This window comes from Flavobacterium tyrosinilyticum (assembly GCF_023656565.1).
In the GTDB taxonomy this organism is placed as follows: Bacteria; Bacteroidota; Bacteroidia; order Flavobacteriales; family Flavobacteriaceae; genus Flavobacterium; species Flavobacterium tyrosinilyticum.
The window spans coordinates 181,202-207,481 of record NZ_JAMOKG010000001.1 but is presented as its reverse complement, the minus strand read 5'-3'; the positions used below and the strand labels follow the sequence as shown (position 1 = coordinate 207,481).

General features: G+C 32.6%; 26 protein-coding genes. 24 read left to right on the top strand and 2 right to left on the bottom strand.

The window, feature by feature from the left end; translation table 11 throughout:
• Positions 1 to 256 precede the first annotated feature (256 nt).
• The 6 genes from porK (at position 257) to NCC77_RS00890 (ending at position 7,304) form a co-directional block, all read left to right on the top strand.
• The gene (porK, locus tag NCC77_RS00915; RefSeq protein WP_095928630.1) at positions 257 to 1,651 is read left to right on the top strand and encodes a T9SS ring complex lipoprotein PorK/GldK; all 1,395 of its coding nucleotides are present in this window, start codon (positions 257 to 259) and stop codon (positions 1,649 to 1,651) included.
• A gap of 56 nt (positions 1,652 to 1,707) precedes the next feature.
• The gene (gene porL, locus NCC77_RS00910; protein WP_250833975.1) at positions 1,708 to 2,355 is read left to right on the top strand and encodes a type IX secretion system motor protein PorL/GldL; all 648 of its coding nucleotides are present in this window, start codon (positions 1,708 to 1,710) and stop codon (positions 2,353 to 2,355) included.
• Between the two features lie 51 nt (positions 2,356 to 2,406).
• Positions 2,407 to 3,948, top strand: a complete 1,542-nt coding sequence (gene porM, locus NCC77_RS00905) for a type IX secretion system motor protein PorM/GldM (protein ID WP_250833974.1) — start codon at positions 2,407 to 2,409, stop codon at positions 3,946 to 3,948.
• Between the two features lie 44 nt (positions 3,949 to 3,992).
• Positions 3,993 to 4,982, top strand: a complete 990-nt coding sequence (gene porN, locus NCC77_RS00900) for a type IX secretion system ring subunit PorN/GldN (protein ID WP_095928633.1) — start codon at positions 3,993 to 3,995, stop codon at positions 4,980 to 4,982.
• A 180-nt stretch (positions 4,983 to 5,162) separates the two neighbouring features.
• Complete coding sequence (gene porN, locus NCC77_RS00895) at positions 5,163 to 6,152, top strand: type IX secretion system ring subunit PorN/GldN (RefSeq protein WP_250835056.1); 990 nt, start codon at positions 5,163 to 5,165, stop codon at positions 6,150 to 6,152.
• Between the two features lie 78 nt (positions 6,153 to 6,230).
• Positions 6,231 to 7,304: an NAD(P)/FAD-dependent oxidoreductase gene (locus NCC77_RS00890; protein ID WP_250833973.1), complete on the top strand. Its 1,074-nt coding sequence runs from the start codon at positions 6,231 to 6,233 to the stop codon at positions 7,302 to 7,304.
• Here NCC77_RS00890 and NCC77_RS00885 read toward each other — a convergent pair.
• Complete coding sequence (locus tag NCC77_RS00885) at positions 7,285 to 7,668, bottom strand: DUF983 domain-containing protein (RefSeq protein WP_250833972.1); 384 nt, start codon at positions 7,666 to 7,668, stop codon at positions 7,285 to 7,287. The two genes, NCC77_RS00890 and NCC77_RS00885, sit on opposite strands and share 20 nt — an antisense overlap.
• 338 nt (positions 7,669 to 8,006) lie before the next feature.
• On the opposite strand from NCC77_RS00885, the gene NCC77_RS00880 reads away from it, so the two are divergent.
• The 17 genes from NCC77_RS00880 (at position 8,007) to NCC77_RS00800 (ending at position 23,982) form a co-directional block, all read left to right on the top strand.
• Positions 8,007 to 8,582, top strand: coding sequence for a TerD family protein (locus tag NCC77_RS00880; protein WP_250833971.1), 576 nt, complete (start codon positions 8,007 to 8,009; stop codon positions 8,580 to 8,582).
• A gap of 9 nt (positions 8,583 to 8,591) precedes the next feature.
• A complete protein-coding gene (locus tag NCC77_RS00875) occupies positions 8,592 to 9,257 on the top strand; it encodes an HAD family hydrolase (RefSeq protein WP_250833970.1) in 666 nt (221 codons plus the stop codon).
• A 2-nt stretch (positions 9,258 to 9,259) separates the two neighbouring features.
• Positions 9,260 to 10,066, top strand: a complete 807-nt coding sequence (locus NCC77_RS00870) for a phosphoribosyltransferase family protein (protein WP_250833969.1) — start codon at positions 9,260 to 9,262, stop codon at positions 10,064 to 10,066.
• A gap of 3 nt (positions 10,067 to 10,069) precedes the next feature.
• A complete protein-coding gene (locus NCC77_RS00865) occupies positions 10,070 to 10,624 on the top strand; it encodes a TerD family protein (RefSeq protein WP_095928640.1) in 555 nt (184 codons plus the stop codon).
• 3 nt (positions 10,625 to 10,627) lie between these two features.
• Complete coding sequence (locus tag NCC77_RS00860; RefSeq protein ID WP_095928641.1) at positions 10,628 to 11,236, top strand: TerD family protein; 609 nt, start codon at positions 10,628 to 10,630, stop codon at positions 11,234 to 11,236.
• A 5-nt stretch (positions 11,237 to 11,241) separates the two neighbouring features.
• The gene (locus NCC77_RS00855; RefSeq protein ID WP_250833968.1) at positions 11,242 to 12,327 is read left to right on the top strand and encodes a toxic anion resistance protein; all 1,086 of its coding nucleotides are present in this window, start codon (positions 11,242 to 11,244) and stop codon (positions 12,325 to 12,327) included.
• 35 nt (positions 12,328 to 12,362) lie between these two features.
• Positions 12,363 to 13,328, top strand: coding sequence for a hypothetical protein (locus NCC77_RS00850; RefSeq protein ID WP_250833967.1), 966 nt, complete (start codon positions 12,363 to 12,365; stop codon positions 13,326 to 13,328).
• 9 nt (positions 13,329 to 13,337) lie between these two features.
• Positions 13,338 to 13,889 (top strand): TerD family protein, encoded by a 552-nt coding sequence (locus NCC77_RS00845; RefSeq protein WP_250833966.1) that lies wholly within the window; start codon positions 13,338 to 13,340, stop codon positions 13,887 to 13,889.
• A gap of 19 nt (positions 13,890 to 13,908) precedes the next feature.
• The gene (locus NCC77_RS00840) at positions 13,909 to 14,568 is read left to right on the top strand and encodes a TerD family protein (protein WP_095928645.1); all 660 of its coding nucleotides are present in this window, start codon (positions 13,909 to 13,911) and stop codon (positions 14,566 to 14,568) included.
• A gap of 179 nt (positions 14,569 to 14,747) precedes the next feature.
• Entirely contained in the window at positions 14,748 to 15,386 is a 639-nt protein-coding gene (locus NCC77_RS00835) for a vWA domain-containing protein (protein ID WP_250833965.1), read from the top strand.
• 77 nt (positions 15,387 to 15,463) lie between these two features.
• On the top strand, positions 15,464 to 16,099 hold the full coding sequence (locus tag NCC77_RS00830) for a vWA domain-containing protein (RefSeq protein WP_095928647.1): 636 nt from the start codon (positions 15,464 to 15,466) through the stop codon (positions 16,097 to 16,099).
• A 12-nt stretch (positions 16,100 to 16,111) separates the two neighbouring features.
• Positions 16,112 to 16,570, top strand: a complete 459-nt coding sequence (locus NCC77_RS00825; protein ID WP_250833964.1) for a hypothetical protein — start codon at positions 16,112 to 16,114, stop codon at positions 16,568 to 16,570.
• Between the two features lie 252 nt (positions 16,571 to 16,822).
• Positions 16,823 to 17,875, top strand: coding sequence for a TerY-C metal binding domain-containing protein (locus NCC77_RS00820; protein ID WP_250833963.1), 1,053 nt, complete (start codon positions 16,823 to 16,825; stop codon positions 17,873 to 17,875).
• A 5-nt stretch (positions 17,876 to 17,880) separates the two neighbouring features.
• Positions 17,881 to 19,290 carry a PP2C family serine/threonine-protein phosphatase gene (locus tag NCC77_RS00815; RefSeq protein WP_250833962.1) on the top strand — a complete coding sequence of 470 codons (1,410 nt, stop codon included), beginning with the start codon at positions 17,881 to 17,883 and terminating at the stop codon, positions 19,288 to 19,290.
• Position 19,291: 1 nt separating this feature from the next.
• Positions 19,292 to 20,803, top strand: coding sequence for a helix-hairpin-helix domain-containing protein (locus NCC77_RS00810; protein ID WP_250833961.1), 1,512 nt, complete (start codon positions 19,292 to 19,294; stop codon positions 20,801 to 20,803).
• A gap of 31 nt (positions 20,804 to 20,834) precedes the next feature.
• On the top strand, positions 20,835 to 21,833 hold the full coding sequence (locus tag NCC77_RS00805; protein ID WP_250833960.1) for a TerC/Alx family metal homeostasis membrane protein: 999 nt from the start codon (positions 20,835 to 20,837) through the stop codon (positions 21,831 to 21,833).
• Between the two features lie 229 nt (positions 21,834 to 22,062).
• Positions 22,063 to 23,982 (top strand): ABC-F family ATP-binding cassette domain-containing protein, encoded by a 1,920-nt coding sequence (locus NCC77_RS00800; protein ID WP_250833959.1) that lies wholly within the window; start codon positions 22,063 to 22,065, stop codon positions 23,980 to 23,982.
• A gap of 178 nt (positions 23,983 to 24,160) precedes the next feature.
• On the opposite strand, the gene NCC77_RS00795 is transcribed toward NCC77_RS00800, so the two are convergent.
• A complete protein-coding gene (locus tag NCC77_RS00795) occupies positions 24,161 to 25,123 on the bottom strand; it encodes an App1 family protein phosphatidate phosphatase (RefSeq protein ID WP_250833958.1) in 963 nt (320 codons plus the stop codon).
• Positions 25,124 to 25,184: 61 nt separating this feature from the next.
• On the opposite strand from NCC77_RS00795, the gene NCC77_RS00790 reads away from it, so the two are divergent.
• On the top strand, positions 25,185 to 26,054 hold the full coding sequence (locus NCC77_RS00790) for a diacylglycerol/lipid kinase family protein (protein ID WP_250833957.1): 870 nt from the start codon (positions 25,185 to 25,187) through the stop codon (positions 26,052 to 26,054).
• The last annotated feature ends 226 nt before the right edge of the window (positions 26,055 to 26,280 follow it).

Genomic DNA, 26,280 nt, shown 5'->3' with positions numbered 1-26,280 from the left:
AATTTAAGCGAAATCTTAAATTTTTAAAACTTGTTTAAAATAGTTAAAATTAATTAGTAAGAAAATACGTATAATATATAAAAATTAACGTTTTACATCGATTTTTTAGAACAGTTTATCGATAAAATATTTTTTTTTTATTTTATTTAACATTATTTTTGAACGGTAAAATAAATTCGCAAGTAGTATTGTTTTTTAGATAAATAATAAATACGTTTACGGACTTTTAATAATGAATAGATAATCCCAAATTTATATGAAGAAGTTTATTGCATTTGCAGCAATGTTAACACTAGTAATCGGCTGTGGTAAGTCAGGTGACAAAGGTGAATTAGTTGGTGTTACAGGAGGGAAATGGCATCCCGAGAAGCCTTATGGAATGACATTAGTTCCGGGCGGATCTTTTATTATGGGTAAATCAGATGCTGATTTAGCTAACGTAGAAGATGCTCCAACTAAAACTGTAACCGTGCGTTCATTCTATATGGATGAAACAGAAATTACAAATAGTGAATATCGTCAATTCGTAGAATGGGTGAAAGATTCTACAATGAGAGTTCGTTTAGCAATCCTTGCAGATGAAACTGGACAAAAAGCTACTGATGGAAAAGGTAAAAAAGGCGGAAGCATTGCTGATTACGCTTTTAATGATTCTGATCCAGAAAAAATGACAGCTTATGATAAATACATGTATGACAACTACTATAGTGTTGGTACTAAGGATGATCCATATGCTGGAAGAAAATTAAACAGAAAAGTTAAGTTAATTAAAGATACAAAAGCATATCCAGATGAGTATTATGCTGAAGTAATGGATTCTATGTATTTACCAATTGAAGAATCATACAATGGTTTAAGAACAATTGACGTAAATAAATTGAAATTCCGTTATTCTTGGATGGATATTCAAGCTGCTGCAAAAGCTAAAGTTGGAAAAAGAAGTGACTTCGTAAAAACAGAGCAGGTAAATGTTTATCCTGACACTGCAGTTTGGATTAAAGACTTCGCTTACTCATATAATGAGCCAATGCACAACGATTATTTCTGGCACAAAGCTTATGGAGATTATCCTGTAGTTGGTGTTACTTGGAAACAAGCTAAAGCATTCTGTGCTTGGAGAACTTTAAACAAAAACAGTTATATTAAATCTAAGAAAAAAGGGCGTGATCTTGTAAACTCTTTCAGATTACCAACTGAGGCAGAGTGGGAGTACGCTGCTAGAGGAGGTCTAGAGTCTGCTACTTACCCATGGGGAGGTCCTTATACTAAAAGTGATAGAGGTTGTTTCTTAGCAAACTTTAAACCAAGTAGAGGAGATTATGCTGCTGACGAAGCTTTATATACAGTAGAAGCAAAATCATATGACGTAAATGGTTACGGATTATATAACATGGCAGGAAACGTTTCAGAGTGGACAGATTCAGCTTACAATCCAAATGCATACGAATATGTTTCTACAATGAATCCAAACGTAATTGATGGTAAAAATCAAAGAAAAGTAGTTCGTGGAGGTTCTTGGAAAGACGTTGCTTATTTCCTACAGGTAAGTACTCGTGACCACGAATATGCTGATTCTGCTAGAAGTTATATCGGATTCAGAACTGTACAAGATTACATGGGTACTCAAGTTACAGGAAACAGAAAAAAGTAATTTTATAATTTTATCAATATCCAACAAATCTATTTTAAACCTAAAAAAAAAGTATTATGGCATTATTAAGTAAAAAAGCAATGAATTTCGCTTATGGTATGGGAGCGGCAGTGGTAATCGTTGGAGCGTTATTCAAAATTACTCACTTTGAGATTGGACCATTAACAGGTACAGTTATGCTTTCAGTAGGATTAGTTACTGAGGCGTTAATTTTTGCGCTTTCTGCTTTCGAACCAGTTGAAGAAGAACTAGATTGGACTCTAGTTTACCCAGAATTAGCTAATGGACAAGCAAGAGAGAAAAAAGCTAAACCTGAATCTACAACTGATGCTCAAGGATTATTATCTCAAAAATTAGACACATTATTAAAAGAAGCTAAAATTGACGGTGAATTAATGTCAAGTTTAGGAAACAGCATCAAAAATTTCGAATCTGCTGCTAAAGGAATTGCTCCAACTGTAGATTCAATCGCTGGGCAAAAGAAATATTCTGATGAATTAACTTTGGCTGCTACTCAAATGGAATCATTAAACAGTTTGTACAAAGTACAATTGGAAAGTGCTTCTAGAAATGCTGAGGCTAACAAAGAAATCGCTGATAACGCTACTAAATTAAAAGAACAAATGGCTTCTATGACAGCAAACATTGCTTCTTTAAACAGTGTTTACGGTGGTATGCTTTCTGCAATGAGTAACAAAGGATAATTAGTTTTTAACTAAATATTAAATTTATTAATAAGAACTAATTAAAGAAAAATGGCAGGAGGAAAATTAACCCCTAGACAGAAGATGATTAACCTGATGTACCTGGTTTTCATCGCAATGTTAGCAATGAACGTATCAAAAGAAGTAATTTCTGCTTTTGGTTTGATGAATGAAAAATTCGAAGGTGCAAACACTAGTTCTATAGAGTCAAACGCTGGTTTATTAAGCTCTTTAGATCAAAAAGCTGCTGAAGCAAAAGGAGAATTTGCTATTGCTGCAGTAACAGCTCACAAAGTTGAAACAATTACAAAAGATTTTTATGATTATATAGCTACTCTAAAAGCTCAGGCAGTTAAAGGTTTCGAAGTTGATAAAGCAACAGGAAAAATGCCTTATGAGGCTATGGATAGAGGAGATAATATCGACGACTGGTTTACAGGAGACGGTTACACTAAAAAAGGTAACGAAATTATATCTAAAATCGAAAAATATAAAGCTGATATCAAAGCAGCTTTAGGAACAGACAAAAAGTACGCATCAATTATTGCTGAGGTTGAAAAGAAATTTGATGTTTCTGATGTTAAAAACAAAGAGGGAATTAAAGAAAAATACTTAGCGTACCACTTTAAAGGATTTCCTGCAATCGCTACAGCTGCAAAACTTTCAGCTTGGCAGAATGACGTTAAAAAAGTTGAAACAGACGTTTACAACAGTGCTTTAGGTAAAGCTGCAGTTGCTGCTGCTTCTTATAGCAACTACCAAGCAATCGTTGTTTTGGATAAAAATGCTTATTTCCAAGGAGAAAAAGTTACTGGTAAAGTTGTTTTAGGTCGTTACGATGAAAACACTACACCAACTTCTTTCCAAGGTCCAGGGCAAATCGTAAACGGACAAGCTGTTATCTCTTTAACTGCTGGTGGAGTTGGAGAACAAGACATCAACGGACAATTTACGTTCTTAGAGGATGGAAAAAATATTCCTTTAAAATTCTCTGGAAAATATGTTGTAGTTCCAAGACCAAACGCTGCTACAATTTCTGCAGATAAAATGAACGTAGTATATAGAGGAGTTGTTAACCCAATCTCTGTGTCTTTTGCTGGTGTTGATGCAAACAAAATTGTTGCAAGTGCTCCAGGTTTAGCTTCTGCTGGAAAACCAGGAAAATATAACATGAGCCCAGGTCAAGGTACTGAAACTACAATTTCTGTAACAGGTACTTTACCAAACGGTGATAAAGTAACTGATAAGAAAACATTCAGAATTAAAGGTATTCCTGGTCCAACAGGAACAATTAGAGGTGAGATGGGAGTTGTTAAAGGTCCTAAATCTAACTTAGAGATTGCTACTATTGGTGCAAAACTTCTTGATTTTGATTTTGAAGTTGGTTTAGATGTTGTTGGATTCAATATGAAAATTGCTGGACAACCTACAGTTGTTGTTACAGGAAACAAAATGAATGCACAATGTAAACAAGTACTTTCAAGAGCAGGTAAAGGAGACCAAGTTACTATTTCTGAAATTAAAACTAAACTTGTTGGAGCTGGTAGTTATTTATTGCCAAGAACTGCTCCTGTAATTTACGAAATACAATAATAAAGTAGTGTAAGCTACATTCAATATCTTATAACGATACCACGATGAAAGTAAGAAATTTTTTAATAGCTATTGTTTCTATCGCTGGAGGTTTTGCTTCTAATGCGCAATCTAATTTGCTAAACGCTAAAACTCCTGCTCAGATTGGACTTAAAACTCCTGCTCAATTAATATCTGATAATGATAAGCCATTGGCTTATGGTTACGTAGATGATAGAGATATCTTGATGGGAAAAACAACATGGGAGATCATTGATTTAAATGAAAAAATCAACTTTCCTTTATATTTTCCAGTAGATACAGCTAATATTGGTCCTAACAGACGTTCTCTTTATGACGTTTTAACTAAAGCTATTAAAGGTGGAAAAGTTACTGAAGTTTATACTGACAGTTATTTCAATACTAAAAAATCTATGAAAGACATCGAGGGCTCATTATCTCGTATTGATACAACAGATGCAGGTAGAGAGTTAATTAACCAATATCCAGATGACTACAAATCACGTGTTGTGAAGAAAAAAGTTGTTTCAGGTAAAGGTAAAAACAAATCAGTTTCTTATGTTGAAGAGACAGTTGGACCAACAAGAACGGTTCCTGCTGAATATATCTTAAAACAAGATCTTACTGCTGCAGATGTTACTCAGTATAAAATTAAAGGATACTGGTATTTTGATAAACGTCAAAGTGAATTAAAATATCGTTTACTAGGAATTTGTCCTGTAACTCCGGACGTTTATACAATGAATAGTGATGAAAAGGATTATATTGAATTGTTTTGGGTATTCTTCCCAAATGCCAGAGAAGCATTGCATGAAGCAAAAGCGTTCAATGACAACAACTCAGCTCTTCCGATTTCATTTGATCAGATTTTAAATTCAAGACGTTTTAATGCGGTTGTTTACAAAGAGGAAAACCTTTATGGAGACAGGGCAATTAGCGATTATATGAAAGACAACGCACAAAATCAGTTGTTGGAATCTGAAAGAGTGAAAGAAAAAATTCGCAACTTCGAACAAGATATGTGGAACTACTAAGTTGATACATAGCATGATAATTAAAAAACTCTTACTACCTTTGTAGTAAGAGTTTTTTTTATGTCAATATATTATTATAAGCTGTCTGCTATAGGTTGAATATATTATTTTATATTTATGTAAGAAAAATAACAATATTTGTAATAAAATTTCGTTTAATGTCTTGTAAAAATTATCATGATGAAAGTAAGAAATTTATTAATCGCTATTGTTACTGTTCTAGGAGGCATATCTTCTAATGCTCAGTCTAATTTACTTAATGCCAAAACTGCCGATCAGATAGGGTATAAGACACCTGCTCAAATGATATCTGATAATGATAAGCCTCTAGCGTATGGTTATGTTGATGATCGAGATGTTTTGATGGGAAAGATGGTTTGGGAAATTATTGATTTAAATGAAAAAATTAATTTTCCATTATATTTTCCTGTGGATACGGCCAATATTGGCCCAGATAGACGTTCGCTTTATGATATATTAACCAAAGCAATGAGAAACGGTAAAATAACAGAAGTTTATACAGACAGTTATTTTAATACAAAAAAGACTTTAAAAGACATTCAAGGATCTTTATCTCGTGTTGATACAACAGATGCGGGGAGAGAGCTTATTAATCAATATCCTGATGACTATAGAACGCGTGTGGTTAAGAAGAAAGTAGTTACAGGCACAGGAAAAAATAAGAAAGTAACTTATGTTGACCAGACAGTAGGACCAACTAGAACAGTTCCTGCTGAATATATTTTGAAGCAAGATCTTACGGCTGCTGATGTAAGTCAATATAAAATTAAAGGGTTTTGGTATTTTGATAAAAGACAGAGCGATTTGAAATATCGTCTGCTTGGCATTTGCCCTGTAACGCCCGATGTTTATACCATGAATAGTGATGAAAAAGATTATATTGAACTATTCTGGGTTTTCTTCCCCAACGCTAGAGAAGTACTACATGAAGGAAAAGCTTTTAATGATCAGAATTCGGCCTTACCAATTTCCTTTGATCAGATTTTAAACTCAAGACGTTTCAATGCTATGATATATAAGGAAGAAAATGTCTATGGTGATCGTGAGATTAAAGATTATATTAGAGATAATGCACAAAGCCAATTGCTAGAGTCTGAAAGGGTAAAAGAGAAGATTCGTAATTTTGAACAAGATATGTGGAATTACTAAGTTCATAAACTCATAATAAGAAAAACTCTTGCTACCTTTGTAGTTAGAGTTTTTTTTATTTTATCTATACACTTCACAATGCTTGATTATTTAATCGTCGGATCTGGATTGGCTGGAATTTCTTTTGCCGAAATCGCCTTAAAAAACAATAAATCTATTTTAATTGTTGATGACAAATCTCAGAATTCTTCGAGAATTGCTGGAGGTTTGTACAATCCCGTTATTCTGAAGCGATTTAGTGAAGTCTGGAACGCTAAAGAACATTTGGTTTTAATGAATGAGTTTTACGAACAGGTTGAAGATAAGCTACAGGAGAAATTCAATTTTAAAATGCCAATTCTTCGAAAGTTTTTTTCAATTGAAGAACAGAATAACTGGTTTGCAGCGTCAGATAAAATAAACTTAGCTCCTTTTTTGTCAACAAAACTAATTACTAAGAAGTATCAAGGTATTGATTCTCCTTATGATTATGGAGAAGTTCTGCATACCGGCTATGTTAAAACTGGACAACTATTGGAAAGTTATAAAGCTTACTTAAAGGAAAATAACTTGCTTCTTGAAGAATCTTTCCATAGTTCTTTCTTGGAAATTCTTGATTTAGGAATTCAGTATAAAAATATTAAAGCACGCCACATCATTTTTGCAGAGGGTTTTGGGCTGCATAAAAACCCTTATTTTAATTATCTCCCTTTGGATGGAACAAAAGGGGAACTGTTTTTAATAAAAGCGCCAGATTTAAAATTGGATTTAATTGTTAATACCAGTGTTTTTATTTTACCAGTAGGTGGCAATTTATTTAAAGTTGGAGCTACTTACAATTGGCATGATAAAACAGATCTTCCCACCGAAGAAGGAAAACAAGAGCTTTTAGATCGCATTAAAGAAATTATTACCTGCGATTTTGAAATTGTAAAGCATTTTGCTGGAGTTAGACCAACAGTTGCCGACAGAAGACCTTTGGTAGGTACTCATGAAGCATACGAATCGATTCATCTTCTTAACGGATTAGGGACACGTGGTGTAATGCTCGGACCGGCTTTAGCGAAAATGTTGTATGATAATATTGAAAGCGGAACTCCAATAGACAAAGAAGCAGATATAAAACGCTTCCATAAAAGATATTTAAAATCTCTTACTCCTGACCGGCATTAGGATCGTAAGAAACAAACATATTAATGTATAAGTTTCTTGAAAGACGAAGTACAAAAGGAAACAATGCAACTAATGTCAAGATAATTGCAATAAAGGCTTGTTCGATTGTGGCTCCAAAAAAGACAAACGAAACAATAAAAGCTGCAATTCCTACCGCAACATTTAATCCGTAACTAACATACATTGCGCCATAAAAAAAAGAAGGTTCAATTTGGTATTTGAATCCGCAATGGCTGCAATGCTCGTTCATTTTGAGAACTTTACTCAAATGAAGCGGATTTTTGTCTTCATACATGCTTTCTTTTTGGCATTTTGGACAACTTCCTGTTATAATGCTATTTAATTTGGAACCTCTTTTAAACATTTTAATGCTGATGTAATTTTAGAAATATTGTAAACTAAGAATTGATCTTTAATAAAAGCACTTATAATTTCAATTTTGAGTTTTTAGAATAAAATGTAAATATAGCAATAATGTTTGTTTTTTGCTCGGTCTTGTATTCTCATTAGTTTAAGATAAATCTTTGTCGTAATTTTTTGTTGGTAAATAATTTATTATGTAAAAATTAAATCAACGCAATTTTAATAGAATTGTACTTTAATTTGTTGATAATTTTTTTGCTTTTACGGTTTTCCTCATTATTAATGGTCTTCTTTTTCGTATTATTGTGCAAGTTAATTTTTTTAATATAAAATAATATAATGGCAATAAATTTACAAAAAGGACAAAAAATTGATATAGGCCTGTCTAATATTACTGTTGGTTTAGGATGGGATCCAAATGAAGGAACGGGCCATGATTTTGATTTGGATGCTTCAGCCATTATGATTAATGCTGACAGAAAACTTTTAGGTGAAAGCTATTTTGTTTTTTATAATAATTTATCATCTCCAGATGGAGCTTTATTGCATACAGGTGACGATCCTACTGGAGGAAATAGTGATGGAGACGATGATGAAGCGATAAAGGTAGATTTAGCTAAAATTAACGATGCAATAGAAGAAATTCTTTTTGTAGTTACAATTGAAGATTTTGAGCGCAGAAAGCAAAACTTTGGTCAGGTCCGAAATTCTTATATTAGAATTGTTGACGATGCCAATGGTCAGGAGATTGCTAAATATGAATTAGGAGAAGATTTTTCTATTGAAACAGGTGTCGAATTCGGAAGATTATATAAGAGAAACGGTAACTGGAGATTTGAGGCTTCAGGAATTGGCTACAGAGCCGATTTAGGTTTCTTCTTGGAGAAATATTATTCGGGAGAAATAATTAAATAAACGAGATACTTGAAAATAAATCATGAAAATTACAGCCATCTTTCTTTTGATTTGTGGCTGACATTAATAAAATCAAATCCAGAATTTAAACAAAAAAGAAATCTATTATTTAAGGACTTTTTTGAAATAGAGCATGGAATTGAAAGGGTAAATGAAGTCGTAAGATACTACGATGTTTTATGCAATAATATTAACGAAAAAACAGGATTAAATATTGATACGTACGAAATTTATTATTTAATTTTAGCGGCTTTAAATGTTGATTTTGATAAAAATGGTACAGATCGCTTAAAGGAGTTTTATGGCCATACAGAAGAACTATTTTTAAAATATAAGCCAGTTTTAATTTATTCTGATATTGAAAAGATGTTTAAAGAAGTGACCAATCAAGGTAAATCGATAAATATTTTGAGTAATACAGCATTTATTAAGGGGAAGGTTTTAAGAAAAATATTGGAACATTATGATCTGGTCGAATACTTAAAATTTCAGATATATTCTGATGAAGTCGGATTTTCAAAACCAAATACTGAAATTTTTAAACTGGTATTTGATGAAGTTAATAAGTATAAAAAAATAGAAAAAAAGGATGTTTTACATATTGGCGATAATAGTATTGCTGATTATAATGGAGCATTAAAGTTTGGTTTTGATGCACATCTATTAAAAATATAAAAGTGAATATAAGCTATAGTTTACATAAAATTGCTGAAGAAGAAATCTGTCCTTTTGAAGAGGCAGAATACAGCCGATTTAAGTTTGGAGATAAGTTTTTTGCAGAGAAATTTGCAGAAGATCTTTTCGACGGATTTGTTGCTCAACATAAAGATTTAATTTTATCAAATAAAGACATTGTTATTTTACCAAGTCCTTATTTGTCTATTCCAACTGCATCCAACTTTTTGTGCTATTATTTTAAAAAAGAGCTAAACAGCTATTTGTTTAAAAATGGGAAAAAAGCTTGTATTGAATCTAAAATTTATAGAAATCAAACTTACGTAACAGATTACGGAAATTTAGATTTTGAACAAAGAGTAAAATTAATATCGAATGATACGTATTACATCGATCGTAATTTTATTGAAGGCAAACTATGCATTTTTGTAGACGATATTAAAATAACAGGTAGTCACGAGCATACAGTAAATAAAATTTTGGATCAGTATAATGTGAAAGGAGATTTTCTATTTGTTTACTACGCAGAATTGACTAATAAAGAGATTCATCCGAAAATAGAAAATCATTACAATTATTTTGCGGTTAAAAACGTAGAAGATATTGTCTCTATTGTAAATAGTGAAGATTTTCAATACAATACGAGAATCGTAAAATATATATTAAGCCTTGATGACAAACAATTTGCTTATTTAATTTCTAATATTTCTAGAAAAAAAAGTAACGAATTATTTCATCTTGCAATTAGTAATAATTATCATCAGATTTTAGAATATCAAAACAATATTAACGTAATAAAAATAGATTAGATTATGGCTATTAATTTACAGAAAGGACAAAGAGAAAATATTAATGCACCAAAATTTACAATTGGTCTAGGATGGGATACAAACAACAGCAGTACAGGTTCTAGTTTTGATCTTGATGCTTCGGCTTTTATTGTTGGTGCTAACGGAAAAATATTATCCGATTCTCATTTTATCTTTTACAATAATCTAAAAGCTCCAGACGAATCTGTTATTCACACAGGAGATAATTTAACAGGGGATGGAGACGGTGATGATGAGCAAATTAAAATAGATTTAACTAAAATAAATCCCGCTGTAAAAGAAGTTTGTATCGTGGTTACAATTCATGATGCTCAAGAAAGAAGACAGAATTTTGGACAAGTGCGTAATTCATTTATTCGTATTGTAGATGATTCTAACAATACAGAAATGGTTAAATACGAATTGGAAGAAGATTTCTCTATCGAAACTGCAGTTGAATTTGGAAGAATTTACAATAAAGATGGACAGTGGAAATTTGAGGCAATGGGTGTTGGAATGAAAGGCGGATTGGAAGATTATTTAAATAAATATAACTAAGATATGGCAATTAATTTAGAAAAAGGACAACGTATTAATCTTGAAAAAAGCAATGGCTCAAAACTAGTAAACATCTGTGTAGGTGTGAATTGGGGAGCAATCGAGAAAAAAGGTTTTTTTGGTACAAAAAAAGAAGCAGTAGATCTAGATGCTAGCTGTGCTGTTTATGACGACAAGAAAAATCATATTGATTCGGTAAACTTTAGAAAATTAATTTCTAATGATCGTGCAATTAAACACAGTGGAGATGATTTAACAGGAGATTTAAATGGTGACGACGGATTGGATAATGAAGTTATTACTTTAGATTTTTCTCAGTTAACGCCTTCTGCAAGTCATGTTGCGTTTTTTATAAACAGTTTTAGAGGTCAGGATTTTAAAGATATTCCTTTCGCATCTATCAGAATATACGAAGGTACTCCAACTAGAGTAACTCAAGAATTTGCACGTTACGATGTTGCAAATGATGCTTCCTTTGCTGGAAACGTATCCATGATTTTAGGTGTTTTTTATAAAAGAAATGACGAATGGAAATTTAATGCAGTTGGAGTACCAACAAGCGATAAAAAATTAGAACAAACTATTGTTACAATTCAACAGAATCACTTATAAAAATCATGGAAAATCAATTAGTTACTCAGGAGAATACTGCTTTGATTGATAAAGATGGAAATGTAAACTTAGCTTCAATTACAGAAGCAGAAGTAAATAGTTATAAAAGCATTTCGAATCAATTGAATGAAAATGACGCCAATTCTATTCTGAATTATGGCGCCGAAATTCAAAATTCTATTGCTAAACAAAGCGATAATTTCTTAACGAATGTAAGAACTTATAATTCTGGCGAAGTAGGAGGTTTGATTAATGATTTATTGACTGAATTGAATTATATAGACGTTGAACAGTTAAATCAAAGTCCGTTTAAAAGATTCATTTCAAAAATTCCATTGCTTAATAAGTTTATTATTGATGTAAAAAAGTTATTCCAGGAATACGACAGAATTACTGTAAATATTGATAAAATCAGTAATAAGGTAAAAGCAGGAATGATTAATTCTGTGAAAGATAACAGCGCACTTCAAACTATGTTTGATGGCAATGTGAATCTTATCAAAGAAATGGAAAAACACATTATTGCAGGACAAATTCGTTTTAAAGAATTAAACGAAGAGCTTGCTGTAATGGAAGCAAATAGCGCTCAATATCAGGATTATCAAATATCAGATAAAAGAACTTTCATCAATCGCTTAGATAAACGTCTTGCTGATATGAAGATTGTACGTTTTATCATGCTTCAGTCTTTGGCACAAATTAGAGTGGTGCAAAACAATAACACTTCTATTGCAGAAAAAGCACAGTCTATACTGACTACAACAATGCCAGTTTGGAAAAACCAGCTTACACTTGCGGTAGCACTTCAAAGACAAAAACAAAATATAGAAGTACAAAGAAAAGTATCAGAAACAACAAATACTATTTTACAGAAAAACGCTGAAATGCTGAAACAAAATAGTATTGAAGTGGCTAAAGAAAACGAAAATACAGTCGTTTCTCTTGAAACACTTAAGATGACAACAAAATCTTTGATTGATACTTTGACAGAAGTGAAGCAAATTCATGAGCAAGGTGCAGAAACCAGAAGACAACTTGATGCCGGTTTACAAAGTCTAGAACAAGAATTGAAAAAAGGCGTTGTAAGCTAAGATTAATAAAAATTGAATGTTTGGAAATTAAATAAATGCAGGAGGAAGAGGAAAGATATCTTGAAATAATAAAAGAGAGTAATAGAAAATTAGTGGTTTTAGAATTGTTAGCCAATTTCTTTAATCACAAGGATCTTGTTGGAGTTTTGGTACGAACAAAAATCATTCATAAACTCTTCGAACAAAATAGAATTTTAGATATTAATAAATTGGAACTTTTTCATATTCAATATACTAACAGTTTAATTGATTTGTTTCAAAAACTAAAAAAATCAAAAGAACAGCAGTATGTTTTAATTTCAGATGAGATTTACATTAACGAAGATATTTTAGCAAAATTAAAATCGGAAATCGGGGAGACAAAGCTTGCAAAACAACTGCAGCTTCATGCTCAAAATATGTCAAGAAAGATAGAAGAACTCTATCAATTGTTTGTCACAGAAAAAGATGTTTTTTTTAATTGGAATGATTTGTTGACTTTCTCACAAAGCATTCAAGCAGAATATTATAGAGAAATTACTATTGATCAATACGAGAAGCTTTCGCAGTTTAATAAAAGTGTATATGAAAATGCACACGCACGATTTGAAAGAAAGCTTTTAGGACGACTAAATATTTTAGGTTTTAAGATCAAATTTTGTTGCGGATTAGTTTGTAATAATGAGATTATAGAAGTTTATGAATTCAGGGATTCTAATGACAAATTTGTTTTTGTTGCTAACGAAAAATCATTCTATTTCTTAAATGAAGAAGCTGTAAAAGGAATTGATCTTTCTAAAAATGATTCTTCTAAACAAGTTATTATAAAAGGGCTGAAAAATAAAAATGCGGACCTAAAAAATGAACTTAGTACGATAAAAACAACACTGCCTGAAAGTGTTTTAGAAGTGCTAAATGAATATCTAGAAAAAATTTCGTCTGTCGATTTTCTGGATGAATTACAGAATGTTGACGAACAGACTAATATTTTAAAAACAATGTTGAATATTAATATTAATTAAAAAAATAAAATGGCAATTAACTTAGAAAAAGGACAAAGACAAAGTATCGATGCTCCAAAATTTACTGTTGGATTAGGATGGGATAGTAATTCAAGCAACACAGGATCAAGTTTTGATTTGGATGCTTCAGTTTTTTTAGTTGGTGCAAATGGAAAAATTCCAAATGACAATCATTTTATTTATTACAATAATTTAAAATCTCCAGATCAAGCAGTTACGCATGCAGGTGATAACTTAACAGGAGATGGTGACGGCGATGATGAAAAAGTATACATCGACTTATCGAAAATTTCTCCAGAAGTTCACGAAATCTGTTTTGTGGTTACCATTCATCATGCAGATACAAAAAGACAAAATTTTGGACAAGTTAGAAATTCATTTATTAGAATTTTAGATCAATCTAATGTTGAGTTAGTAAAATATGAACTTGACGAAGATTTTTCTATAGAAACGGCCGTAGAATTTGGTAGAATTTACAAAAGAAATGAAGAGTGGAAATTTGAAGCTGTTGGTATTGGAATGAAAGGCGGTTTACAAGATTACTTAAATAAATATAATTAATTTTAAAATATTAACTCAAATGGCAATTAACTTAACCAAAGGTCAAAAAATTGATTTAAGAAAAACTAGTGGTGAAACATTAACCAACTTTTGTGTTGGAGTAAACTGGGGAGCTATTGAAACAAAAGGCTTTTTAGGATTATCAAAAAATGTAGTGGATATTGATTTAGATTTAAGCTGTGTATTAATCGACGATCAAAACAAACTATGCGATCATTTGTATTCCCCACTTTACAGAGTAGAGGTTTTACAACAATTTGGTTTGCCAAAAGGTAAATTGATAAGTGTAGATGGTGCATTGAAACATACTGGTGATGACCTTGCAGGTGATACAGGCGGTGACGATGGTTTGGATAATGAAATTATTACAGTTGACCTTTCAAAAGTTGATGCCAAAGTAAATCAGATATTTTTCTTTTTGAATAATGCAGGAAAAGAAGACTTTTCTCAAATTCCTTATGCAAAAATTAGAATGTATGAAGGAACTCCAACCAAAGTAGTTTCTGAATTTGCTTCGTATAATGTAGCCGCAGACCGTCAATATGTAAACAAGCGTTCTATCATTATGGGTAAATTGTACAAACGTAATGGAGAATGGAAATTCAGCGCAATTGGAGATCCAACAGACGATACTTTTTTAGGACAGACTATTCATAAAATAGTACAATCTTACCTATAAATTGAAAACATTAATAGATTACAGTTTCTCAGGTGATATATCTCTGATGATCAAGCTGAGAAACTTGTAATATTTTCATGCATTATTTCATTTTTAGTAGCGACTTTAAAAAGAAGCTCTAATATTTATAGCGCTTTTGAAACTCCAACCTATATTATTCCTGTATAAATCGTTATATCATGAGAAGACTGCCTGTATATTTACTTTTAGACACATCTGGTTCAATGACTGGCGAACCTATTGAAGCTGTTAAAAACGGCGTACAAATGATGATCAGTTCGTTGCGACAAAATCCGCAAGCCATAGAAACTGCTTTTTTAAGCGTCATTACTTTTGACACTACGGCGCAGCAAATTATTCCTTTGACGGATTTGGCATCTTTTCAAATGGTTGATTTAAAAGCGACTGGAGTTACGGCTTTGGGTGATGCTTTAAGATTGACCGCGCAGAAAATAGAAACGGAAGTTGCCAAAACAACAACAGAACAAAAAGGCGATTGGAAACCATTGGTTTTTATTATGACTGATGGAATTCCGACAGATAATTGGGAAAGCGGTCTGGCAGAATTTAGAAAAGTAAAAACAGCTTTTACGGTTGCTTGTGCAGCGGGAGGCGGTGCAGATACCAATGTTCTAAAACAAATTACAGATACTGTAGTAAGTTTAGAAAATGCAGATAGTGCTAGTATTGGCAAGTTTTTTCAATGGGTAACAGCTTCAATTGGTGTAACTTCTACAAAAATTGAAGATTTAGGCAGAGAATTTACCAATGTAAAAGAATTACCTCCGCCACCATCTGAATTAAACATTGTGGTTTAAATTCAGTAAAAGGCGGGGCTATACCGTCTAATTAATAGTTCACGAATTCATTGTTTTATTAGTTTTTAAAAATTATTATGAGAAGACTACCAGTATATTTTTTGCTAGATACTTCGGGTTCAATGTACGGAGAGCCAATTCAGGCTTTGAATAATGCTTTGAGCGGTATGATTAATACATTGCGTTCAGACGCCCAGGCATTAGATTCTCTTTGGATTAGTATTATAACCTACGACAGAGAAGTAAAAGAAATTGTACCCTTAACCGAATTGGTTCATTTTCAGCTTCCTGAAATAACTTGTCCGCAAAGTGGTCCGACCAATACGGGCGCAGGTTTAGATTTTGTAATTCAGAAAGTAAAAACAGAAGTAATAAAAGGATCTGCAACTTTAAAAGGCGACTGGAAACCATTATTATTTGTTTTTACAGACGGAAAACCATCAGATATACAATTCTACAGAGAGAAAATTCAAGAAATAAAAGCTTTAAATTTTGGTGCAGTTGTAGGTTGTGCGGCCGGACATATGGCGAACGACAGTATTTTGAAAGAGCTTACAGATAATGTTGTGCATTTAGATTCTGCTGATAGTTCGACTTTAAAGCAATTTTTTAAATGGGTTTCTGAAACTATCGAACAAGGTAATAAAAGCCAAGGAACTGGAGAAAGTGTAACACTTCCGCCACCGCCAAGCGAAATAACAGTTGTGATTTAATTTTAAAAAAAAATGCTTGATATGCTATTTACATTTTCAAAAGTGCTTATACATGTTGCCACAGCAGTGGATGAAGCTTATTATGAAGGAAAAGAAAATGAGCTTGAAAATTTAGAGCAAACTTCAGATGAGATATTAGACACCATGAATATAGATAATATCAATATGTGTTACGGGACAACAGGTATTGAAAATTTCAATATTAAAAATGTAGAGCAGATCTTAAAGCAGAATTACATGAAAAAGGATTTTATTATCCACGATGTTATTGTTAGAAGAAGTTGTGCTTATCTAAAAGTGAAACATGATATACCTTTAAATGGAGGAAATAAATGTTATGGCGCTTGTTTCTCTATAAATTATATGGAACCAAATAACGGAATAGCAGTTTACGGCTATCCAACTAAAAATACCGCAGAAAGAGAGGCTTTTAAGGAAATAGCGAGCGAGATAATCAAGGCACTTTCATAATGTATACAATTAAAATTCTTATTGAAATTCTGATTATTGCATTATTTTTTTATTCCAAATTATTGCCATATAAAGATAAGCTTCATCCTCAGTTTAAATCGTATTTTGATTTTTTCAATAGTATATTTTCCCCCATATTAAATTTTCTGAAAACATTTGTAAAACCTGCTCAAGTCGGCGTTGGATTGGCAGTTGATATGACACAAATTATCCTTTTATTTATTTTTTTAATGCTATTAAAATTCCTTTAAAATGAGAAGATTACCAATATATTTTTTAATTGATATTTCAGAATCAATGGTTGGAGAACCTATTCAGCAAGTTGAAGAGGGTTTGGCTACTATTATTCAGGCATTAAAAACAGATCCGCATGCTTTAGAAACCGTTTATGTTTCTATAATTGTATTTGCTGGACAGCCAAAAACTTTAGTGCCTTTGCAGGAAATAGTGAGTTTTTATCCGCCTAGATTTCCAATCGGAAGCGGGACATCGCTTAGTAAAGGTTTAGGTCATTTAATGTTTGAATTAAGAAATAATATTGTAAAAACGACTTATGAAGTAAAAGGAGACTGGAAACCAATTGTTTTCTTATTTACCGACGGAGTTCCGACAGACGATACGCAGGCGGCAATAAACGAATGGAAAAATAATTGGCAGCGAACAGCAAATTTAATTGCGGTTTCATTTGGAAACGAAACTGATACAAAACTATTAGGGCAGCTGACAGAAAACGTACTTCACTTTAAAAACACCAATGTACAATCGTACAAAGAGTTTTTTAAATGGGTTACAGATTCTATTAAAACCAGCAGTATTAGTGTAGAAAATAATTCATCTGGATTTGAATTGGCAAAATTAGACGGAGAAACACTTTCTAAAATTGACTTGACAAAAGAAGAGCCAAACAAACAATATGTAGATGATAATTATGTGGTTTTGAGCGGAAAATGTCAAAATACCAAAAGACCATATTTGATGAAATACCGCAAAAATATTGCGCCATCTATTTATGCAGGAATCGAATTGGCTTCAAAAAATTACAAATTAGTTGGCGCTTATCAAGTTGACAATAATTATTTTGAATTGGCTGATACTAGTAATTTCAATACAAAAGTAAATACAGAAGAATTGTTTGGTGCACCAACTTGTCCATGTTGCGGCAATCAAATTGCATTTGCAGTTTGTGTTTGCGAAAAAATACATTGTATTGGCGACGAGCAAATTAGTACATGCCCGTGGTGTAACAATCAAGGATCTTACGGTTATGGCGAAGGTGGTTTTGATGTAAACAGAACGCAAGGATAATACATATGGAAGAGACCAAAAGATATCTTCAGTCTTTTTTATTCCAGAATAAAATCGATATTCCAAAAGGCAAACAATCGCTTTTTGAAGATTTTATTTCTAGTGAAAACAATATTGCAGCAGTAAAAACAATAAAAGAAAAACAGCAGATGATCATGCAAAATTGGAACTTAATAAATCGAATAGATGATATTACGAATCAATCTGTTTTTCTGCCAAACGGTACTGTAAATAAAGCATACCAAGCAAAAATTGATTTCGTGCAATTGGGCTGGGATGATATTATTGCGTACGAAATGGAAAATTTAGAAGAAACCGGACTTTCATTTGATCGCGAAGAAGAAGCGCTTTCTGGAAATCCGAAAATAAGCGGGGATTTAAAAATAAAAATGCTTTTTAAAATTGATGGAGAATCGGAAGAAGCGCCTTTAAATGAAAAGGTTTTTACCATAATTATAAATCCTGATCCGAAATCACTTTGGAAAAATATCGAAAGTGATAAAAATGCTCCTTTTGCTAAAGAAGATAATGTTGCGGTTGCGAGTACTTTTTTAGATAAAAAAATTGTTGTGGCTTCAAAACGAGGAAGAAGTCATGCTAATGTGGGCTCTTTTAGAGAAGACGATTTTGCATTCAAAAATTTTGATACAAATGGCTGGAGCGTTTTGGCTGTTTCAGATGGAGCGGGTTCGGCAGCTTTGTCGAGAAAAGGTTCAAAATTAGCTTGCGATACTTTAATTGAGTATTTCGAAGAAAATCTAGATAAAGAAAATTTAAAAGAATTTGACGAGATTTTACTTCATCATTATAATAAAACAGATTCAGATTCATCAAAAAAAATAAGTCATTTTGGTTATAATATATTATCAAAAGCGGCTCATTTTGTAAATCAGAAAATTGAAGAATTTGCAACGGCAAATAACGAAGAACTGAAAAAATTTCATGCGACTTTAATTTTCGCATTAGTTAAAAAATATGATTTCGGATACGCCATTTTAACTTTTGGAGTTGGCGATTGTCCTATTGGTTTGCTAAATAAAGATTTAACCGAAATTACATTGATGAATGTTATCGATGTCGGCGAATTTGGAGGTGGAACACGATTTATTACCATGCCTGAAATTTTTCAAAGCGATAAACTTTCTTCGCGTTTTGGCTTTAAATTGGTAGACGATTTCTCTTATTTAATGCTGATGACAGATGGAATTTACGATCCTAAATTTGTGGTCGAAGCCAATTTGGAAAAAATAGAAAAATGGAATGAGTTTCTGTCTGATTTACATGGCAAAAATGAAGACGGATCTAAAGTTGATTTTGAAGATGAAAATGCAGATATTGCAGCGCAACTTTCAACTTGGATGGACTTTTGGAGTCCAGGAAATCATGATGACAGAACTCTTGCTATAATTTACTAATATGAGTACAGTTACAGTAAAATCAATAAACGACACTACAAAAACGTATCAATTTGTTGATAACGGAGAACCCATGCGCGGTGGTGTAAAAGATGTTTATTTTAGTCCCGACAGAAAATATGTAGTCGCCATTTTTAGAGATAAATTAGACTTCAATCAGAAAGAAAGACTTCAAAAAATTACCAATAAATACTATTCTCAAATTCAAAATGGAGAAGCTGGAGATTATTATTTAAATGAAGTTTTCAGATGGCCAACGGACGTTATTGAATACAATGGTTTAACGGGAATTATTGTCCCTGTTTATAAGCCAAAATTCTTCTTTAAAAAGGGATATCAAACCAGTGAATTAATTCAAGGAAAAGAAAAGAACGGAAAATGGTTTGCAGGACCAAAATTTAGAAACCCGCATTTTCCGTTACGTGTTGCAAATTCTGAATTGGGCGATTGGTTAAGCTATTTTCAGGTTTGCGTAAATCTTTCTAGAGGCGTAAAAAAAATGCACGCCATGGGATTGGCACACTCTGATTTATCGTATAATAATGTGTTGATCGATCCGATAGAAAGATCGGCTTGTATGATAGATTTGGACGGATTAGTTGTTCCGGGATTATTTCCTGCAGAAGTAATTGGAACAGCTGAATTTATAGCGCCAGAAGTACTTTCTAGCAAACATTTAGATAAAAATGACCCGAACAGAAAATTACCAAACAGATTAACTGATTTGCATGCACTTCCGGTTTTGATTTATATGTTTCTATTGCATAGACATCCGTTAAAAGGAGGAAAAGTCCATGATTTGGATACCGAAAAAGACGATTTGTTGTCAATGGGCGAGAAAGCGATGTTTATCGAACATCCAACCGATGCCACAAACAGACCAAAATTAAATCAAGTTTCGAAGTGGGATTTGCCTTGGGCAGATATTGCAAAATTGCCTTATAGCATCACAGGGCCTTATTTAAAGACTTTGTTTGATAAAGTTTTTATAGACGGATTACACAATCCGATGCAAAGACCAAATGCAGAAGAATGGGAAATAGCATTGTTAAAAACAACCGATTTAATGCAGAAATGTCATAATCCGACATGCGACCAAAAATGGTATGTTTTTGATAATACCAATACTCCAAAATGTCCTTTCTGTGGTACTCCACATCAAGGAACACTTCCTGTTCTAGACCTGTATTATCAGTTTCAAGAAACCACTTGGAAGCCCGAGAATCATAGATTGATGGTTTATAATGATCAATATTTGTTTCAATGGCATGTTAATCGTAATATTGCCAGAAATGAGAAATTAACACCGCAGCAAAAAGTGCCTGTTGGTTACTTTACTTTTTTTAATGGGAAGTGGGTTTTGGTCAATCAAAAACTGACTTCGCTAAAAGATTTAACCGAAGACAAAGAAGTTCCAATTGGTACAATGGTAGAACTTACGCACGGAAAAAAAATACTGCTTTCTAACGAAGAGGGCGGAAGAGTCATTATGGTAACAATGGCCAATACATAATTTAAAAAATTAACCTAATTAATATCTAAAAATGAATCAACACCCAATCTTTTCGGAACATCCCGGTTTAATTATTGTTTTTGCGGTTGCAGTAGTTATTATGCTGTTGCTAGATTTAGGAATCTTCAACAAAAAAAGTCACGTCGTAACAAATAAAGAAGCGATAACATGGTCATTAGTTTGGATCAGTTTAGCCATGATCTTTAGTGGTTTAGTGTACTATTTTGCAGGTGCGGCTAAATTCTATGAATTTCAATCGGCATATTGGATCGAAAAAGCGCTTTCTGTTGATAACCTTTTTGTATTCATATTAGTATTTAAATTTTTTGATGTTGCGAATCAGAACAAACACAAGGTGTTATTTTGGGGAATCATCGGAGCATTAGTTTTAAGAGCAATCTTTATTTTCTCTGGTGCTTTCTTAATCGAATTGACGTATTTAAACAAGCTTTTAAGTCTGGCAGGGTTAGAAGGATTTAAGTATGATATTAACTTGATTATGACTGCTTTTGGATTGTTTCTTGTATACGCAGGTATCAAATCTTGGTCTTCTGGAGACGATGACGAAGATGAAGATTTCAACAACACAAGAGGAGCAAGATTGATTAGAAAGTTCTTTAAAGTTAGCGATAAGTATGACGGAGATAAATTCTTTACATACGAAAATGGTAAAAAATTAGCAACTCCACTTTTAGTAGTTGTAGCCGTAATTGAATTTACAGATTTATTGTTCGCAGTAGATTCTATTCCAGCAATTTTCGCAATTTCAAATGATCCATTTATTCTTTATACCTCTAACATTTTTGCGATTTTAGGGCTTAGAGCATTGTTTTTCTTGTTAGACAACTTTATTCACTTGTTTAGTAAATTACAATACGGTCTAGCTATTATTTTGTCATTTATCGGAATAAAAATGATTATTTCTCCATTCTACCATATTGAATCTATTTATTCTTTATTAGTAATTGGAGGTGTACTTTTAATTTCTGTTTTAGCTTCGATCTTAATGCCAGAGCCTAAAGAAGCTTAAAAAAGTATTCAATAATTTAAATTTTAAAAAACGGATTGAAAATCACATTGAATTTTCAATCCGTTTTTTGTTTAGAATATTGTAAAAGCGATTGTTTTTCAGTACAAAAACTTCAATTAAAAGTTATACTTTTGCACTTTCAAAATTGTAAATGCCAAAGGTTTATTTACAGTTTGTTTTTTATTAATAAAATAAAGGTTTTTCACAGCCTTTAGTTTTTGCTCAAATTATGCTTAATATACACAATCTTTCTGTTTCTTTTGGAGGAACCTATTTATTTGAAGAAGTAACTTTCCGTTTAGGGGCTGGCGACCGCGTAGGTCTTGTTGGTAAAAACGGAGCGGGTAAATCTACAATGCTAAAAATGCTGGCAGGAGATTTTAAACCAGACTCAGGAGTTATTTCGCAAGAGAAAGATATCAGAATGGGTTTTCTACGTCAGGATATTGATTTTGAACAAGGAAGAACCGTTTTGGAAGAAGCGTATGAAGCTTTTACAGAGATTAAAGTTGTAGAGAAAAAGCTGGAAGAAATCAATCATCAATTGGTTACCAGAACCGATTATGAAAGTGAAGAATACGGACAAATCATTGAAGATTTATCTGATTACACACATCGTTTTGAACTTCTTGGAGGTTATAATTATGTAGGAGACACAGAGAAAATTCTTTTAGGTCTTGGTTTTAAAAGAGAAGTTTTTAATAATCAAACTGAAACCTTCTCCGGAGGATGGAGAATGCGTATCGAATTGGCTAAATTATTATTACAATCCAACGATGTATTGCTTCTGGATGAGCCAACCAACCACTTAGATATCGAAAGTATCATTTGGTTAGAGAATTTCCTTCGTAATTATCCTGGAGTTGTGGTAATTGTATCGCACGATAAAATGTTCTTAGATAATGTTACCAATAGAACAATTGAAATTTCGTTAGGAAAAGCATACGATTTTAATAAGCCATATTCTCAATATTTAGAGTTACGTCATGAAATTCGCGAAAAGCAATTGGCGACTCAAAAGAATCAGCAGAAAAAGATTGAAGAAACAGAAAAATTAATCGAGAAATTTCGTGCAAAGGCTTCAAAAGCTTCAATGGCGCAATCGCTGATTAAAAAGTTAGATAAAGTAGAAAGAATCGAAGTTGACGAAGATGATAACTCAGTAATGAATATCTCGTTTCCAGTTTCAAAAGAACCAGGGAAAGTTGTTATTGAAGCTGAACACGTAACAAAATCTTACGGAGACAAAACGATTCTTAAAGATATAAGTTTACTGGTTGAAAGAGGAAGTAAGATTGCTTTTGTTGGACAAAACGGACAAGGAAAATCGACTTTCATCAAGGCTCTTGTAAACGAATTTGAATATGAAGGAAATATCAAATTAGGACACAATGTTCAGTTAGGATATTTTGCTCAAAATCAGGCTGAATATTTAGACGGAGAAATTACTTTGCTTCAAACTATGGAAGATGCAGCAACTGATACAAATCGTATGAAAGTACGTGATATGTTAGGTTCGTTTTTATTTCGTGGAGATGATGTGGAGAAAAAAGTGAAAGTACTTTCTGGGGGTGAACGTAACCGTTTGGCACTTTGTAAATTGTTGTTGCAGCCAATTAACGTCTTGCTGATGGATGAGCCTACGAACCACTTAGATATTAAATCTAAAAACGTTTTGAAAGCTGCTCTTCAAAAATTTGGCGGAACTTTATTATTAGTTTCTCACGACAGGGATTTCCTTCAAGGAATGTCAAATATTGTTTACGAATTTAAAGATCAGAAGATTAAAGAATATTTAGGAGATATCAACTTTTTCTTAGAACAGCGCAATTTGGAAAACATGCGCGAGGTTGAGAAAAAAGATGTTGTAAAAGCAACGACTCCAAAAGAGAAGGAGGTTGCCAAAGTATCTTATGAAGATCAGAAGAAAGGAAAAGCCCTTCAGAACAAATTAAGCAAAATCGAAAGCCAGATTCAGCAACTAGAAAAGCAAATTCAGCACGACGATAAGATGTTAGAAACTAATTACGACAAACATATCGAAGATGCCTCATTCTTTACTGCTTACAACAAAAAGAAAGAAGATTTGGAGCAATTATTAATTGACTGGGAAGTGGTTTCAGAAGAGATTGATGGGTTGAATGCTTAATTTTTTTGTTTCAGGTTTCAAGTTTCATCTTGACGAGTAAATTTAACCGCAAGGCACGCTAAGTTTTTTGTAGTTTGCATTTACAATTTACAAAGTTCGCAAAGCTTTATCAATAGATAGCTTTGCGAACTTTGCGTTTTACAAAACTTGAAACTTGAAACTTGAAACTTGAAACAAACTACTTAATAATCCCAATAGATCTAGAATGTTCAATCGCTTTACTGCTATCTTTAAAATAACAAACCGAGACATTCAGGCTTTCTAAATTCTTCAAAATTTTATTTACTTCTTTTTTTGGAGCTTTACCAGTTTGTCTAATGTAAACTGCAATTACAGTAACAGGGAAAATTTTGCATATTCTTTCATATAGAATAGGATCGTGCTGCGAGTCATCGCCCATTAAAACATATTTTAAAGTTGGGTAGAACTCCACAACATGCTTTATTTTTTCGTATTTATGATCATGATTTCCTCTTCCGCTCATGAAGAAATCGGTGACTCCTCTTTTGATGTCTTTTAAGAGAAAAACTGCTTTAGGGAGTTTGTGAATTCGGGTGAATTTAGCAATAAATCGGTATAAATTCCATTCGCTGCTAGAGATGTAGAAAAAAGCATTTCCTTCTTCAGGGTTTTCTCTTCCGGACTGGCTCAATGCTTGATAATGTGATACTACATCTTTAAAAACTTTTCGGTCGTTTACATTTTTAAAAAGTAAGATGTAAATTTTAAGGAATAAATTTTTAGTATGAGAGATTAGAAAAGTGTCATCAATATCAGAGATGATTCCGAGTTTTCCTTTATGAGGTCTAATAAAGCTGCCTTTGCTAGTTGTGGTCTCCTCTTTATATTTTAAACTCACTTCGTAAGACATCCATCCAAAATGGGTTTCTTTTTCTAATGGAATGCAAAAATTGAAAAAGCCATCATCTAATGTTTTAGTGTGGATGACTTCGCCATTGTAGTGAAGATAAACATCAAAATTTTTAATGGTTTTTATTCTGAACAATCTGAGTATCGAGGTGGCATTTTTTAATTTTCTTTTCTCAAAATCGTATTTGTTTTCCCTTTTTAAAACATGCCCCATTACAATTAACTCTTGCTCATTTGCATAACCGCGATATAATTGTAGAATTGGTTTCATTAATTACGTATATTTATGTAACTGTAAATTACTTAATTTAATTGGTTTTAAAAATAAAATTTTGAAAAAGAATATTCTATTTGTTGTAAATCCTATCTCGGGAGATTTGGATAAATCAGATCTTATTGATGCTGTTGAAGAGTTTGCAGCAACCAATCATTTCGATTTGGAAGTCTACGAAACTACGGGAAAAAATGATCTAAGAACCATACAATCTTTATATAATGAACATGAGCCAGAGCGCATTATTGTTGCAGGAGGCGATGGAACGATAAAAATGGTGGCCGAAGCGGTAGAAGAGCAAGATGTTATAATCGGGATTTTGCCTGCAGGTTCTGCAAACGGACTTTCGGTAGATTTGAATCTTCCTGATGGAATAGAGGAGAACCTTAAAATAGCGTTTCTACACCATTATATCGAAATGGATATGATTTGCATCAACGGCAAAAAAAGCATCCATTTAAGCGATATCGGATTAAATGCCAATTTGGTTAAAAACTATGAAGAAAGTGATGTGCGTGGTTTTTGGGGATATGCATTGCAAGCTTTTACTACGCTAAAAGAATCTGAAGAACCTTTTGTTGCTACCATTTCGGCAAATAACAAAACGGTAGAGCATGTAGCAAGAATGATTGTCATTGCCAATTCGCAGAAATACGGAACTGGAGTTGTAATTAATCCAAATGGAGCTATGAATGACGGTAAGTTTGAGCTCGTAATTTTAAAGAGTCTCGACCTGCTTTTGATTGGAAAAATAATTACCGGAAATATGCCAATTGATTCTGATGATATTGTAATTATTTCAACCGATAAAGCAGAAATAAAAACAGATTATCCCGTTAATTTCCAAATTGATGGAGAGTATTGTGGTGCGCAGACATCGTTAGAAATTCATATCCTGCACAAGCAAATGAAAATTGCAGTTCCGTAGATTTTGATTGATTTTTATTAAAGAAATATTGGTGTCGCTCCGTTGGAGCTTTTACCACTTTAGGGCAAACATTTCTATAAACATTTCGCTCTTCCAGAGCTCAAAAAAAAGCTTCTTGAGGAGCAAAGTATATATAGAAAAATTAGTCTATAATATTTTGCTCTTCCAAAGCAAGCTCCGGAGGAGCGAAATATTTATAGTTTAAATTGAACATCTAAATGAAAAG